11 protein-coding genes are annotated in these 14,763 nt (G+C 51.1%); 9 read left to right on the top strand and 2 right to left on the bottom strand.

What is annotated here, in order from left to right; translation table 11 throughout:
- Nucleotides 1-32 precede the first annotated feature (32 nt).
- The 4 genes from NYE70_RS06660 to NYE70_RS06645 all read left to right on the top strand — a co-directional run bounded on the left by NYE70_RS06660 (nucleotide 33) and on the right by NYE70_RS06645 (nucleotide 6,088).
- Entirely contained in the window at nucleotides 33-317 is a 285-nt protein-coding gene (locus NYE70_RS06660) for an NAD/NADP transhydrogenase alpha subunit (RefSeq protein WP_211020803.1), read from the top strand.
- A gap of 238 nt (nucleotides 318-555) precedes the next feature.
- A complete protein-coding gene (locus NYE70_RS06655) occupies nucleotides 556-4,269 on the top strand; it encodes a dynamin family protein (RefSeq protein ID WP_341045451.1) in 3,714 nt (1,237 codons plus the stop codon).
- A gap of 185 nt (nucleotides 4,270-4,454) precedes the next feature.
- Complete coding sequence (gene purT / locus NYE70_RS06650; protein WP_290407344.1) at nucleotides 4,455-5,636, top strand: formate-dependent phosphoribosylglycinamide formyltransferase; 1,182 nt, start codon at nucleotides 4,455-4,457, stop codon at nucleotides 5,634-5,636.
- Nucleotides 5,624-6,088, top strand: a complete 465-nt coding sequence (locus NYE70_RS06645; RefSeq protein WP_247681597.1) for a GNAT family N-acetyltransferase — start codon at nucleotides 5,624-5,626, stop codon at nucleotides 6,086-6,088. The genes purT and NYE70_RS06645 overlap by 13 nt, the downstream gene beginning before the upstream one ends.
- 56 nt (nucleotides 6,089-6,144) lie before the next feature.
- On the opposite strand, the gene NYE70_RS06640 is transcribed toward NYE70_RS06645, so the two are convergent.
- A complete protein-coding gene (locus NYE70_RS06640) occupies nucleotides 6,145-7,020 on the bottom strand; it encodes an AraC family transcriptional regulator (protein WP_290407343.1) in 876 nt (291 codons plus the stop codon).
- Between the two features lie 210 nt (nucleotides 7,021-7,230).
- On the bottom strand, nucleotides 7,231-7,818 hold the full coding sequence (locus tag NYE70_RS06635) for a hypothetical protein (RefSeq protein WP_341045450.1): 588 nt from the start codon (nucleotides 7,816-7,818) through the stop codon (nucleotides 7,231-7,233).
- A 252-nt stretch (nucleotides 7,819-8,070) separates the two neighbouring features.
- Between NYE70_RS06635 and NYE70_RS06630 the strand changes: the two genes are divergently transcribed.
- The 5 genes from NYE70_RS06630 (at nucleotide 8,071) to NYE70_RS06610 (ending at nucleotide 14,646) form a co-directional block, all read left to right on the top strand.
- Complete coding sequence (locus NYE70_RS06630) at nucleotides 8,071-9,732, top strand: response regulator (RefSeq protein ID WP_341045449.1); 1,662 nt, start codon at nucleotides 8,071-8,073, stop codon at nucleotides 9,730-9,732.
- A complete protein-coding gene (locus NYE70_RS06625) occupies nucleotides 9,729-11,519 on the top strand; it encodes a sensor histidine kinase (protein ID WP_341045448.1) in 1,791 nt (596 codons plus the stop codon). The genes NYE70_RS06630 and NYE70_RS06625 overlap by 4 nt, the downstream gene beginning before the upstream one ends.
- Nucleotides 11,516-12,496 carry a substrate-binding domain-containing protein gene (locus NYE70_RS06620; RefSeq protein WP_341045447.1) on the top strand — a complete coding sequence of 327 codons (981 nt, stop codon included), beginning with the start codon at nucleotides 11,516-11,518 and terminating at the stop codon, nucleotides 12,494-12,496. The genes NYE70_RS06625 and NYE70_RS06620 overlap by 4 nt, the downstream gene beginning before the upstream one ends.
- 112 nt (nucleotides 12,497-12,608) lie before the next feature.
- Nucleotides 12,609-13,430, top strand: a complete 822-nt coding sequence (locus tag NYE70_RS06615) for an MBL fold metallo-hydrolase (protein WP_341047534.1) — start codon at nucleotides 12,609-12,611, stop codon at nucleotides 13,428-13,430.
- A 187-nt stretch (nucleotides 13,431-13,617) separates the two neighbouring features.
- Entirely contained in the window at nucleotides 13,618-14,646 is a 1,029-nt protein-coding gene (locus NYE70_RS06610) for a galactose ABC transporter substrate-binding protein (protein ID WP_211020794.1), read from the top strand.
- The last annotated feature ends 117 nt before the right edge of the window (nucleotides 14,647-14,763 follow it).

The following is a 14,763-nucleotide window of genomic DNA, read 5'->3' as shown; positions in this document are numbered from 1 at the left end:
AAAAAGACAACGATAGTAGAGGATGGGAACCCATGAAATGTATTTCTGTTTATACTGACAATTTTGAATTGTTTTCCGATGTATTTGAGAAAGTCATTGAGATCGATTTGCAGGAAAATGACGAGCGCGAACTGGAAGGTGTGACAGTCAGCGATTCTGGTGAAGTGCCTAAGCACTATCTTGAGCGTATGTCCGTTAAACCGGAAGTGGTAGTTATGAAAGACCGCAACAAAGGTATCACGATTTTGCAGCACGGTAAAGTGTTCGAAATTTTGATTCCGTCCGATGCGGATGAAATTGAAGCGGCTTCCTTGTAAAAAATTAAGATGTTGTTGATTCGGTCGTCGGGACTTTGTTCCGGCGGCCGATTTTTATTTAGTCGGAGAATTTTAAAGTGATTTATGAATTAATTTGACGGATTAAAGGCAGAAGACTTCCAAGTCGAATTAAGGTAGGTTAAAATGAATGTGTTTAAAAAAGTGTTAGAGAAAAATTAAGACAATTGGACTTTCCGGCCTTGTCTTAGGATCAAGACGGAAAGAAGGAGTGCTAATGATGGAAACGATTACAGTCCGCTCTGACATCACATTGCAAGAACAACTTGAACGGTTGGAAAAATGGTACGCCTCTCACGGCGACGCTTTGGTACAACGAGAGAATTCGGATCTCCGCCAAAAATTGTCGGAAGGAAATTTAACGCTGTCATTCTGCGGGCATTTCTCAGCGGGAAAATCCAGCCTGATCAATACATTGTGCGGCAAGCCCATGCTGCCATCCGGTCCGCTTCCGACAACGGCAAATATAGCGGCACTATATAACGGACCGCCCAAAGCGATGCTAACCCCGGCTATTGATCCGTTAAATCCGGAAGGAAAACGAAAACAACCGCTTGAAGTAAGGCGGGATCAGTTGGACGAATTCTGCCGGGACGGGGCTTCCTATGAAATGGTGTCTGTTTGGGATGACATTCCGCTTCTGGGAAGCTACGGTGTGCTGCTGGATACGCCGGGCGTGGATTCCGGGGATGCCGCCCATGCGTTAGCGACAAATTCGGCGCTGCACCTGGCTGATGTCGTCTTTTATGTGATGGATTATAACCATGTCCTGTCCGAAAGCAATTTGTCCTTCGCCCGGAGGCTCGCTGACTGGGGCAAGCCGCTTTATCTTGTGGTGAATCAGATCGACAAGCACCGGGAACAGGAATTGAAGTTTGAGGCATACAGGGCTTCGGTGGAACAGGCGTTTGAACTGTGGGGGATTGTTTCCGCAGGGATCTTTTACATTTCGCTCAAAGAGCCTGAACACCCGCTCAATATGCTTCCATTACTGAAACAAACAATACATGATCTCCTGAAGGATCCTCAAAGGCTTCTGGAGTATAGCGTTGCCTGCTCACTGCGTCACGGTGGCGAGGAGTTTCTTAAACGCTGCACGGCAGCAGAAGAAGAAACGGAAGAACGGCTGCTTTCGGAAGCAGGAGGCGAAGGACGCGTTGAGATTTGGCAACAAGAGCTTACTGCTCTTGATCAGGAGCTGGGTGATAGCGATGACAAGATAGATAAGCTTCGCCGTGAGTGGATCGGGGAACTTGATACACTTTTGGGAAGCGCGTATTTGATGACTCCGGCGCTTCGCGAAGCAGCGGGAGAATATTTGGAAAGCAGACAGCCCGGATTCAAGACGGGGCTGTTGTTCCAACGCGGCAAAACGCAGCGGGAACAGGAGCGTCGAAGAGATGAGTTCCTGGCGAAGCTGAAGGAACAAGTAGACGCGCAGGTTGACTGGCATGTACGGGATTTGCTGCGCAAGTTTGGCCGGAGCCTCGAGCTTTGGGACCCGGCTTGGGAAAGCCGGATGGAGGAAGCTCTTCCCGTGGCGGAGGAAGCTTGGATCAGCGATCCGGCTAGGGAAGGCGCGGTCGTGTCCGGCGAGTATACGCTTCACTATACCGCCGATGTCGCGGCCGGCATTACCGGCCGATACCGCCGCGCAGCCCTCGTCCTCGCGGACGGGCTGCTTGACGCCTTCGCGCCGCGCCTTGCGGCGGCGCAGGCGGACCATGCCGCGCAGCGCGAGACGCTGCTCGCGCGGTCCGCGGCCGCGGCGCGCCTGCAAGCGCAGCGCGCTGCCGCAAACGAGCGGGCCGAGCGCCTTCAGGCGCTGCTCGGCCCTCCGCCGTCCCTCCCTCCCGGCCTCCTGCCGGAGGTGAGGGACGTCACGGCGCGGCGGCCGGTTGCACCGCAACCGCCGCAACCGCCACAGCCGCAGCCGGCGCAGGCGGCGCGCGTGAACGCGCCCGCGCCGGCTGATGCCACCGCGGCGGGCTTGACACCACGCGCCGCCTTGGCGCCGCAGGCCGCCGCCGCAGGCCGGCAGCGGCTCACGAATGCGGCCGCGGCCCTGGAAGCCGCGGCGGAGGCGCTGGCCCCTTACCAGGCCTTCGGGTCGGGGGTAAGGGAGCTTCGCGCCCGCGCGGCCCATCTGTCGGGCGGCCGCTTTACCGTTGCGCTGTTCGGAGCATTCAGCGCGGGCAAATCCTCCTTCGCCAACGCGCTGCTTGGCGCGCAGGTACTGCCGGTATCGCCGCATCCGACAACCGCGGCGATCAACCGGATTCTGGCTCCGGCGGACGGCATGGAGCACGGGCAGGCGGCGGTCATCTTCAAGTCGCCGGAAGCGATGAAGGGAGACCTTGCTTACTCCTTTGAAGCGCTGCAACTGGGGGCTTGGAAGGAACGAAGCTGGAAGACCGAAGTTCAGAAGCTCCGGGCCGTGGACGTCCCGCCGTCGGGGCGCGCCCATTACAGCTTCTTAAAGGCTGCGGCTATCGGCTGGGACGACAACGCTTCCCGTCTGGGCACTAGAGAAACCGCCGGACTTGAAGGCTTTGCCGCTTATGTGGCGGAGGAGAGCAAGGCTTGCTTTGTGGAGCAGATGGATCTCTACTATTCATGCCCGTTGACGGAACAAGGGATAGTGATCGTTGATACGCCGGGGGCCGATTCGATTCATGCCCGTCATACCGGCGTGACATTTCAATATATTAGAAACAGTGACGCTTTATTGTACGTGACTTACTATAATCACGCTTTTTCCCGGGCAGATCGCCAGTTTCTGGCCCACCTGGGAAGAGTGAAGGGAAGCTTCGCACTCGACAAGATGTTCTTTATTGTGAATGCCTCGGATTTGGCATCGACCCGAGAGGAATTGGCTTCGGTCATGGAACATGTGGAGGGTGGTCTACGCGGTGCCGGGATCGAACAGCCGCAAATTCATGCTGTTTCCAGTCTTACCGCATTGACAGCCAAAAACTCAGGCGACGCCGGTTTGTTTACAGCTTCCGGATTTGCCGGGTTCGAAGAAGTGTTCTTTGATTTCATCGGCAAAGAGCTTACCGGTCTTGCCTTCGACGCTGCCGGACGTGAACTGCATAACGTGATGGAACGGGCGCAGGAGTGGAACGATGCGATGGCTCAGAGTAAGGAGGAGCGTGAGGAGAAGCTGAGTTTGATCCGCGCGGACAAACTGGAGTTCGCGGGGCTGCTGAAAAACCTTGCGGAGAGTGACCCGGGCCCGCTGCTCCGGCAGGAGGCCGGAGAGCTGTTGTTCCACGTTCGCAATCGGCTCCAGCTTCTTGCTGGAGACCTGTTCCACGAATTTTTTCATCCGACCCTGCTTCAGGAAGAGGGAGGCGATCTCAAAGTAAAATTCGCATCTTCTTTTCGCGGTTGGCTCGGCCAATTGTCGGTAGAACTGGAGCGCGAGCTCCAAGCGACTTCCTTAAGACTGGAGAAGAAGGGTGACGCGATCCTGACACTCCGTAATAAGGAATGGCTTGACCAGGTGAAGTCCGCGTTAAGAAATGTTCCTGCTTTCGGAAGCTTGGATACCTCATCTTATTCATGGGTTACGCCGGAATTAAAAGAAGGAATGCTGGAACAGCGGATGAGCGCACGGGACTATGCAGGTTATTTTAAAAGTCCTAAATTTTTCTTCGAAGGCGGCGGCAAGCAGAAACTTCGTGAAGCGCTCGACAAGCCGATCGGTGATATCCTGAAAGAAGCGGTGGAGGAAGCCGGTCACGGACTTGGAGAGTATTATACTCTGGAAACCACGCGGCGTTTTGCCGCGCTGGCCTCACGATATGAAGCGGAATGGGCGGAATGGGAAACAGGCCTTACGAATCTTGAGTCGGATACCGGCAAAGAGAGCGACTGGACAGCCGTAATGGAACGGTTAAATCAACTGGCTAAGACTTTTGTTAATTAAACGGCTAGAAGACAAAGTTGTCTTATCTTGTCGTCAACAGTAAGCAAGTATTTTTGGCATAGTTTCGAATTTTGTAACTTTTTGTCGAAAAAGCGCTTTCCTTAAATTTGGACTATTGCATTATTCGGCGTAAACCATGACAATAGATGTAGATAGATGTCTAAACAAGGGGGGACCGAAAACTCATGTGGGGTGCTCCTGTAACAGAACGCGCCAAGAGCATTATGCTGCTTGGCGGCGGGGAACTGGGCAAGGAAGTCATCATAGAGTCACAGCGCCTTGGACTCCGGACTATCGTTGTCGACCGGTATGAGCATGCGCCGGCGATGGGGGTAGCCCATGAAGCCTACTGCATCGATATGCTGGATGGAGAGGCTTTGAAATCGCTGATTGTCCGGATTAAACCGGACCTTATCGTGCCGGAAATCGAGGCGATCGCTACTCCGACACTCGTGGAATTGGAACAGGAAGGTTTTACGGTTATTCCTACAGCTAGAGCCGCACTGTTGACCATGGATCGAGAAGGGATTCGCCGGCTTGCGGCAGAAGAGCTTGGTTTGCCGACCGCCGCCTACCGCTTTGCGGACAGTCTCGAAGAGCTGGAAGCCGCCGTGGCGGAAATCGGCGTTCCTTGTGTGATTAAACCGCTGATGAGTTCGTCGGGCAAAGGCCAGAGCGTTTGCCGCAAGCCGGAAGAGGTATCCACTTGCTGGACCCTGGCTTTGGAAGGCGCCCGCGCCAAGAAGATGCGAGTAATCGTGGAAGCATTTGTTCCGTTTACGAGCGAGATCACACTTCTTACCGTACGATCCGTTTCAGGCACGGTGTTTTGCCCGCCGATCGGTCATATTCAACAAGACGGGGATTACGTGGAATCTTGGCAGCCGCATCCATTAACGGAAGAGCAGCTGCTCGAGGCCCAGTCCATCGCGGGAAAGATAACCGAGGCACTTGGCGGTTATGGTATTTTCGGCGTTGAACTGTTCGTGACCCGGGAGGGTATTGTCTTCAGCGAGGTGTCTCCACGACCGCATGATACAGGTATGGTAACGATGGTGACCCAGGATTTATCGGAATTTGCCTTGCATGTTAGGGCTATTCTAGGATTTTCGATTCCGTCGGTGGAACTGTTGACCCCCGGAGCATCGGCTACATTAAAAGCCGACCGCGAAGGGGAGGACTTTGTAATCGGCGGAATGGAGGAAGCGCTCCGCTTGCCAAGAACGCAAATTCGCGTCTTTGGCAAACCGCTTTGCAAACCAGGCAGACGAATGGCTGTCGCCCTTAGCAGCGCCGATGATGTAGAAACAGCCCGAAGCCGCGCCAAGCAAGCGGCAAATATATTAAAGGTGGTATGGTCAAATTGAGTAATCAGGTTTGTGCCCCGGCCTTGGCAATCCGCAGATGTTGCAGCGATGATGTACATCATATGCTTCCTTTGATGCGTCAGCTTCGCTATCCAACTACGCCAAGCGTGCTGAAAGAACGCCTTACGATGTTGGAAGGTCACGAACAACTTTGCAGTTTGGTCGCTGAAGTGGATGGAGTTGTGGTTGGAACCATATTTCTAAAGCAGCATCAGACGCATGATATGATGAAACCTGTTACTAGCATTACGGCATTGGTAGTTGACGAGAAGCATCGGGGAACCGGGATCGGGAAACGTCTTCTTCTTGAGGCGGAGACCTGGGGCAAAGAGCGCGGCAGCTCGCAGATGTTCGTATCCGTAGCCGGAGACAACAATATTACGTCCAAATCATTCTATGAGTATTCGGGATTTACCTGCACAGGCTACCGTTTAAGCAAGCCATTGGCATAACCGAAATAAAAGCTATGGAAAAGGGATTCCGCCCATTTTCCATAGCTTTTTTCATGTTATTTCACCTTTGAGACAGGGATCCATATCTCACTTCTGAAATGAGGAGAGGATATCTCCTTACTCTCGTTCCACAGTATTTCCGGTCCTTCAATCAGTTCATAAGCCGAGGAGGGGAGCCATTCGGCATAAATGCGTCCCCAAACATTTTGCAGTGTATCGGGAAAAGGACCCACTGCTTCGAAAACGGCCCATGTAGAAGCCGGAACTTCGAGGCACGCCATTCCCTCCGGACACGCCTTCGTAGTCACAGCTCCGATATAATGATCCAATTCCCCTTTTTCCTCCATACGTTCCTCCGAGAAATTTACCGATGCGCTGATCAGGCCATGAGGCTCGACATCCGATAATTGTTTCAGCGTGACAATTTTCTCCTCATTTAAACTGGCCCACATCGAAGCGATCTCCGGATTGACTCCATGGAATACTATCGGGACCCTTTTCATGATTCCCACGATACGAAAATCATCTTTCTCTACGATTCTGTAATTCATCTCGTTCCCTCCTTGAATGGTCAACTGAAAGGTCATTTGCGGATACGCTTTGAGCATTGAACCATGATTGCGGGCATCGGAAGGGGTGATTCCATGCATGAGTTGAAAGGCTCTGGCAAAAGAATCGGGGGAATTGTAGCCGTATTTCAGTGCCACATCTATAATTTTCAGGTCTTTATTCTTCAGATCAAATGCAGCAAGCGTAAGGCGTCTGCGGCGGATGTACTCCGATAGTGGAACCCCGGCGAGAAAAGAGAACATTCTTTTGAAATGGTATTCCGAGCAACAGGCCGTCCGGGCTACCTCCCGCATATCGATTTCCCCATCCAGGTGCCGTTCGATATATTCCATTGCACGGTTCATGCTTAGTAACGAATCCATGGTTTTTCCTCCCTTTCAACGTAAGATTAACAGAGGGTTTTAACGTGTTCCCGACAAATCCAGTGCAAGTTATGCAGGATAAGCTGCGTTTAGCGAAATTTTTCTTGCGATATCAGGCAGCTAGTGCTCCGAAGTTTAAACTTTCTGATATCTAAAAAAGACCGTCCGGCAATCGGAAATTGCCTAACGGTCCTTTGTGACATCATCCTGTTAATTTGCCGCATAAACGGAAACCGGCTCCAAAGCCGCAGCACTTCTACGGTGGCAATAATTCCGGCGATAGATTTCCATTTCCCCCCGAAACATCAGTTTAAGATGACAGCAGCTGGAAAAATCATGGGGTGTTGTAAGCCCGGCGGATTTGTCGAGGAGCTTGACGCCCGCATTTTGAAAAACGCTGCTTACGAACTGGGAACAAAAATAAGAATTTTCTCCGCCCAGCTCCATATTGAGGACGATTCCTAGAATTCCCAGGAAGTTATAGCTGTAAAGATCGCGATTCTCTTCGAATTGCCGGACGTAATTTCGCATATCATTATAGGTTTCCTCGCTGACAGTATAACTGTAGACTGCACAGGTGGCTCTTTCGAACACGCGGGCATGAATATTCTCTTGGACGAAGCCGCCGAGCATCGGAAGGAGCGGGTGTTTTCTGCCAAAGCTGTATACTTCCCGGAGCTCGGGATCGAACGCGATAGATGCATGATTATAAGGCGCCCGTGTATATAAGCCGATCATTTTAGCTACAACCGTATTCGGATTGCTTAGTAAAATATAAATTTGTTTGTTCTTTGTCATTAGTATTCAACCGCCATTATATTATTGGTTATGTATTCCAGATATTTCTATGTTCCATTTGATATTATCATGGTACGGCGATTCGGGGAATAGCGAAACGGACCGAAGACGGAAATAAAACTGGACTAAGGTCGTGGTTTAATTTGGGAAGCTCCGTTCCGAATCATTTACAAAAGCTGGTTGATAGGATAAAATCGGGGGGAAATTAAGGCACTTAGGCGGGCAATGCGAGAAGGAAGAGGATGGTTGTCGATGTACAAGTTAATTTTGGCTGATGATGAGGAAGATGTAAGAGAAGGGCTGCTGCAGTTAATCGATTGGGACAGCCTGGGCTGCCAAGTATCCGATACCGCGGAGAACGGAAAAGAAGCGGTGGAGCTGGTGGACAAGCACCTGCCAGATATCGTGGTCACGGATATCCAAATGCCGTTTATGAACGGCCTGGAGCTCTCCGAATGGATACGAGCAACTTACCCGGATACCAAAATCATTATTTTGACCGGTTATGAAGAGTTTGAATATGCCCAAAAAGCAATCCGCCTCGGCATTGACGAATATTTGCTCAAGCCTTTCTCGGCCGGTGAATTGGCTGCTGTGCTGCAAAAAGTCAAGGAGCAGATGGATGAGGAGAGGGCGGCCAGGGAAAATGTTCAGCTTCTGACCGAGCACTATCGAAAGAATCTGCCTGTACTCCAAAGCTTGTTTCTCTCTTCCCTGGTATCACGGCGTCTTCCGAAACGGGAGATTCGTGAAAAAAGCTGGCACTATGATCTTGATCTCGAGGGTACCGGTTATATGATCTCTGTTTTGAGAATCGATGACGCTTTTTCGGACGAAAGCCGCGAAACAAGGTCTAGTGTACGAGGTTCATCACTTTCACTGAGAGAAACGAACGATACTCAGCTCCAGCTGTTTGCCGTATTGAATATAGCTAAAGAAATCGTCCGCTCGATACCGGGTGACCACCAGGTATTTATTCATCATGACGAAGTCGTGCTGCTCAGCATTTTTGACAGCGCTGACATGGAGCAAATGGTGGGCCGGAGTCTGGATTTGCTGGAGGAAATTCGGATCAGCGTGGAGCGTTATTTGAAGCTGACTGTTACGATCGGAGCGGGCATGGCCATTTCGGATATCGGGGATGTGTCCTTATCCTATCAAGAAGCGCTGCGAGCGCTGGATTATCGATTGATCCTGGGCAGCAACAAGGTGATCTGGATCAATGATGTGGAATCCCGTCAAATCATTCCCTTTGTGTTCGATGAAGTGAAAGAGAAAGAACTGATCCGATCTTTGAAGGTGGGCAGCGATAAGGAGCTTGGAGATCTTCTTGATTCCCTGTTCGGCGGGCTGCTCGACAGCCGGATTTCGTATCAGGATTTCCAGGTTTATTTGCTGATGATGCTCACTGCCGTCATTAAAGCGTCTCAGGATGTCCATGTGGATATGGACAAGCTGTTCGGAGACGGGGCGGTGTTTCTCGGCATGTTATCCAAATTGTCGCATGCGGCGGAAGCGAAGGCCTGGTTCGCCGGAATATGTATGAAGCTGAAGCACTCCATTGCAAGCGAGAGACAGACGAGCTATAACAAGCTGGTGGAGGAAGCCAAGGAATACATACAGCTGCATTTTGGTGAGAGCGATATGTCGATTAACAAGGTGTGCAAACAGCTCCATATCAGCACCGGTTATTTTAGCAATATTTTTAAAAAAGAGACCGGAATGACATTCGTAAATTACCTGATGGGTGTGCGTATGGAGTCGGCTCAGCAACTGCTGCGGACTACGGATTTAAAGGCATTTGAAATTGCGGAGAAGGTCGGATTTACCGATCCGAACTATTTCAGCTTTTGCTTCCGTAAAAAATTCGGTATTTCGCCGAAAGAATACCGGGGAGGAGCCGGTAAGGCATGAAAGGACCGCAGACCATTTCCCGCTTTCTAAGAAATTTTCATGTCAGAAAAATTCAAGTGTTAATCTCTTTATCTTCAATTACCATTACCATTCTCGCCGTCGTGCTGGTCAGTGCCCTGCTCTTCAACCGCTTCTCCAAAGCGGCGGAAGCGAACGCATATCTCAATCTGGGACAGATTATCGAGCAGGTGAACGCCAATCTGGAACTCTATGTCAGCGGGATGCAGGATATTTTCGATTTAGCCCAAGAGCAGATCAATGCCGCTACCGATATTCCTGACGACCGGCAGCTTGGAGAACAGCTCGGGACGATTTTGAATACGCGCAAGGACCTGGTATCCATGGCGCTGTTCACCAAAGGCGGGAACCTGGTGCGGGGAGTTCCGGAGCTTCCGATGCGGCAAAATACGAAGCTTACCGAGCAGCTCTGGTTCGAATCGGCGATTCAGAACCCGGGGACCCTGCAGTTTACTCCTCCACATATCCAGAACTTGTTTAAATCGGATTACCGCTGGGTGGTATCGATGAGCAAAAGCATTACCTACCGCGACGATTCGCGTATAAGGCAAGGTGTGCTTGTCATGGATATTAACTTTCGTACCATCGATGAACTCAGTCAAAGGGTTGGACTTGGCAAAAAAGGATACGTCTACATCATCGATAGCGTTGGAAATATCGTTTATCATCCTCAGCAGCAGCTGATTTATGCCGGTCTCAAATATGAGAATCTCGAACCGGTGCTGAATTACGCATACGGGAGTTATCTTGACGATTCCGAGGGAGAACAACGGCTCATCACGATCCAGACGGTGAAGCCGGCGGGGTGGAAAATCGTCGGCGTCGCTTATGCGGATGAATTTTTGACCACAAAAAAGGAGCTTGGCGGATTCCTGTACGGTTTTTTACTTGCCGCTATTGCCGTCATCCTTATTATTAATTTGTACGTCTCGGCCAGAATATCTCAGCCGATCCGCCGTTTGGAACGTTCCGTGCAGATGGTGGAAAAGGGCGATTTCGGTACGAACGTGTATGTCAGCGGGGCCTATGAGGTCGAGCAGCTGTCGAAGCGGTTTAACCTGATGCTGCGCCGGATACGGGAACTGATGGATCAGATCATTCAGGAGCAGGAGGCCAAGCGCAAAAGCGAGCTCGATGTGTTGCAATCCCAGATCAATCCGCATTTTCTATACAATACGCTGAACTCGGTTACACGCATGGCGGAGCTCGGCCGTAATGAGGAAGTGGTGACGACGATCACGTCCCTGTCGCGGTTTTTCCGCATCAGTTTGAGCAAAGGAAATCATATTATCCCGGTAGCGGACGAGCTGGAGCATGTGCGTCACTATCTGATTATCCAGACCATCCGGTTCAAAAATAAATTCCGTTACGAAATCCAGGCGGAGCCGGATACGCTCGATTGTTTGATCCTGAAGCTTATTCTTCAGCCTTTAGTGGAAAATGCGATTCACCATGGCATTGAGAAATCGGCCGAGGATGGTTTCATCGGCGTTTACGCCCGGATAAACGGAAACAACCTGGAATTGGTCATCAGGGATAACGGCATCGGAATGACGCAGGATACCGTAGACAAGCTGTTGTCCGGAAGACTGCGCAGCGAAAGCGGCTCGGGAGTCGGTGTCACCAATGTCCAGGAGCGGATCGCCCTTTACTACGGTAAGGATTACGGACTGCACTATGAAAGCGAGCCGGAAGAAGGGACTACCGTTACCATTAAACTGCCGATCGTCAGACCGGAAACCCCGAAGAAAGAGGGGGATGAATCATGAAGCTCGGTTACTGGCTGAAGAATGGTCTGCTGCTGCTGTTATTCATGTTGCCGTTGACGGCTTCCTGTGCGCCGGCAGGCAACCTGCAAAAAGGCGAGAAGACGACCGTGATCGATATGATCGTCAAAATGGACCGTGGGGATTATTGGAGCACGATCAAAATGGGAGCCGAAGTGGCGGCGAAGGAATATAACGTAAAACTGAATTTTCTCGCCCCCGAAAATGAGAACGACTACAAGGAACAAATCCAGCTGATGGAACAGTCGATCGCTCGCCGGCCGGACGCCATCATTCTGGCCGCGAGCGATTATGAGGCCCTGGGACAAGTGACCGACCGCAGCTCCTATTACGAGATCCCGGTGATTTCCATGGATTCCGAGGTCGCTTCCACAAAAGTGAAAACTTATGTCGGAACGAACAATTATGAAGCGGGGCAGAAAGCTGCCGAACGCTTGGTGAAACTCACCGGCAAACAAAGCGATATCGGAATCGTGAACTTCGTAAAGGGGGCCCGCAATGCCGACCAGAGGGAAGAAGGCTTTTTGGATTACGTGGCGCGATTCTCGGGTATCCGGGTGGTGGATATCCAGTATTGCGGATCTGACGAGGAGCTGGCCTACAGTTTAACGCGGAATATGCTTACAGCTTATCCAGGTCTGGACGGGCTGGTATCTCTGAGCGCGGAATCCTCGATCGGAGCGGGCAGAGCCGTGGAGGAAATGGGGTACGGAGGCAAAATCAATATGATCGCATTTGATAATCCGCCTGAAATGCTGGAGTTGCTTCAGGAAGAAACGGTTCAGGCGATGGTCGTGCAAAATCCGTTCAATAATGGATATATGGCGGTCGCGGCCGCGGTTAAAGCTGCCCGTGGAGAAAAGCTGGAGGATCGAATTCCGACCGATACGAAGCTGATTGATCTGGAAAACATGCTGTGGCCCGAAAATCAGAAGCTGCTGTTTCCTTTTGTTAAATAAGCGGCAGCATCATATACTCCCCTGCCCGGCAGGGGAGTATTTTTGTATATTCGGGGTAAATTACTGGAGAACCAGAAATTTCCGCAATTATATAATCGGGAAGGAGATCATGATGAGCGATAAGGATATGCTGCACACGGGAACTGTCGATACGACCAAGGTGCTTGATGACTTATGGTGCGTCCGGACCCTGATCGTAAATACGGTATTTGTGGGACATCCGGAACGGGGAGACTGGGTGCTTGTCGATACCGGGCTGGGCCCCTTTAAGCATGCACTAATACAGGAAGCCGATCATATTTACGGAAGGCCTCCCAAGGTGATCATTTTGACGCACGGGCATTTTGACCATGTCGGGTGCGTGATCGAGTTATCGGATTACTGGAAGGTTCCCGTCTATGCCCATGTTGAGGAATTCCCTTATTTAACAGGGCTTCGGGATTATCCGGAAGGTGATCCTTCCGTGGGCGGCGGGCTGATGGCCGGAGTGGCCCCGTTGTATCCGAACGGCCCCATAGATATAGGAGACAGATTGCAACCACTTCCGGAGGATGGCACCGTCCCTGGAGCGCCAGGCTGGAAATGGATCGCCACGCCGGGACACAGTCCGGGGCAGGTTTCTTTGTACCGGGAACAAGACCGCACTTTGATCGCCGGGGATGCTTTTATTACGGTCAAACAAGAATCGGCGCTTGCGGTGATGCAGCAGAATAAAGAGATACATGGGCCGCCGAGGTATTTTACCCCGGATTGGGGGTCCGCGAAAGAATCTCTGCGCAAGCTGGCTGCATTACCCCTGGAAACGGCGGTTACCGGCCACGGTTTGCCGATGTCGGGCGAGGAACTGCGCATCGGGCTCAAGATGCTAAGCGAGAATTTCGATGAACTCGCCGTCCCGGAACAAGGTAAATATGTGGATGATGATCGGCATTAAAGCGTGATGGCGCCAGCTCCGGGATAACCCCGGGGCTTTTTTAGTATGAAATGATCAATATAACATCCTCAGAATTTTCATAGAACATCTCAGAATATTTGATTCGCAATCTTGAGGATTCCATGCATAATGAAAACGTAACCAACAGGATAAAAAGAAAACGATATCAGTTCAGGAGGTCAAAAGAATGAAAAAAGTCGGTACAGCATTATTAGTTGCAGCAGTGCTAGGGGCCACGATGGCAGGCTGCTCCAGCGGCGGAAACAAAGATAGCGGCGGGGCGGGCGAGCCGAAGGTAGGCGTGGCCATTTACAAGTTTGACGATACTTTCATGACCGGCGTGCGGAATTCCATTGAGAAGAACGCAAGCGGCATCGCTAAAGTGGACATTGTCGACAGCCAAAATTCCCAGCCAACCCAGAACGATAAAATCGACTTATTCCTGACGAAGAAAACAAATGCGTTGGTCATTAACCCGGTTGACCGTACTGCAGCTGGAGTCATTATCGATAAGGCCAAAGCTAAGGATACTCCGGTTGTATTCCTGAACCGCGAACCGCTTCCGGAAGATATGAAGAAGTGGGATAAAGTGTACTATGTCGGTGCGAAAGCGGAAGAATCCGGTACCTTGTCCGGTCAAATTATCGTCGACTACTGGAAAGCCAATTCATCGGCTGATAGAAACGGTGACGGCGTTCTCCAATACGTCATGCTGAAAGGCGAGCCGGGTCACCAGGATGCCGAGCTGCGCACGCAATATTCCATTCAAGCGGTGGAAGATGCAGGCATTAAGGTAGAAAAAGTAGCCGAAGATACTGCGATGTGGGACCGAGTAAAAGGGCAAGAGAAGATGGCCGCGTTCCTGGCTGCCAATGGAGATAAGATTGAAGCCGTATTTGCGAACAATGACGACATGGCATTGGGTGCCATCGAAGCGTTGAAAGCTGCCGGATATTTTACAGGCGATAAATTCATGCCGGTAGTCGGCGTGGATGCTACTGCGCCAGCTCTTCAAGCACTGGAACAAGGAACGATGCTAGGCACGGTGCTCAACGATGCCGAAAACCAAGGCAAAGCGGCTGTGATGTTGGCTTCCCTGCTGGCAAAAGGCAGCGAGATTAACAAAGACAGCGTAGGCTTCGAGATTACGGACAATCAATATGTATGGATTCCTTATCAAAAAGTAACGAAAGATAACGCAGCTAATTTCAAATAAAACGCAGCGTACGCAGCAGGACTTCTCATAAGCAATTTAAGCATGGGAGGTTCGAACCTAAAGGGACGGACCTCCCAATTTATATGGATGGCTTGAAGGATAGAGTCTTGGAGGGAA

Origin of the sequence: Paenibacillus sp. FSL R5-0407, from assembly GCF_038009185.1 — a bacterium.
GTDB lineage: Bacteria > Bacillota > Bacilli > Paenibacillales > Paenibacillaceae > Fontibacillus > Fontibacillus vini.
The sequence above is the reverse complement of the archived record's forward strand: the minus strand, read 5'-3'. Positions and strand labels throughout refer to the sequence as shown.

What these genes read in the sequence shown, in the direction of transcription:
- purT (WP_290407344.1), top strand. Translation starts at nt 4,455, where the DNA reads ATGTGGGGTGCTCCTGTAACAGAACGCGCCAAGAGCATTATGCTGCTT.
- NYE70_RS06660 (WP_211020803.1), top strand. Translation starts at nt 33, where the DNA reads ATGAAATGTATTTCTGTTTATACTGACAATTTTGAATTGTTTTCCGAT.
- NYE70_RS06620 (WP_341045447.1), top strand. Translation starts at nt 11,516, where the DNA reads ATGAAGCTCGGTTACTGGCTGAAGAATGGTCTGCTGCTGCTGTTATTC.
- NYE70_RS06635 (WP_341045450.1), bottom strand. Translation starts at nt 7,818, where the DNA reads ATGACAAAGAACAAACAAATTTATATTTTACTAAGCAATCCGAATACG.
- NYE70_RS06630 (WP_341045449.1), top strand. Translation starts at nt 8,071, where the DNA reads ATGTACAAGTTAATTTTGGCTGATGATGAGGAAGATGTAAGAGAAGGG.
- NYE70_RS06655 (WP_341045451.1), top strand. Translation starts at nt 556, where the DNA reads ATGGAAACGATTACAGTCCGCTCTGACATCACATTGCAAGAACAACTT.
- NYE70_RS06625 (WP_341045448.1), top strand. Translation starts at nt 9,729, where the DNA reads ATGAAAGGACCGCAGACCATTTCCCGCTTTCTAAGAAATTTTCATGTC.
- NYE70_RS06640 (WP_290407343.1), bottom strand. Translation starts at nt 7,020, where the DNA reads ATGGATTCGTTACTAAGCATGAACCGTGCAATGGAATATATCGAACGG.
- NYE70_RS06610 (WP_211020794.1), top strand. Translation starts at nt 13,618, where the DNA reads ATGAAAAAAGTCGGTACAGCATTATTAGTTGCAGCAGTGCTAGGGGCC.
- NYE70_RS06645 (WP_247681597.1), top strand. Translation starts at nt 5,624, where the DNA reads ATGGTCAAATTGAGTAATCAGGTTTGTGCCCCGGCCTTGGCAATCCGC.
- NYE70_RS06615 (WP_341047534.1), top strand. Translation starts at nt 12,609, where the DNA reads ATGAGCGATAAGGATATGCTGCACACGGGAACTGTCGATACGACCAAG.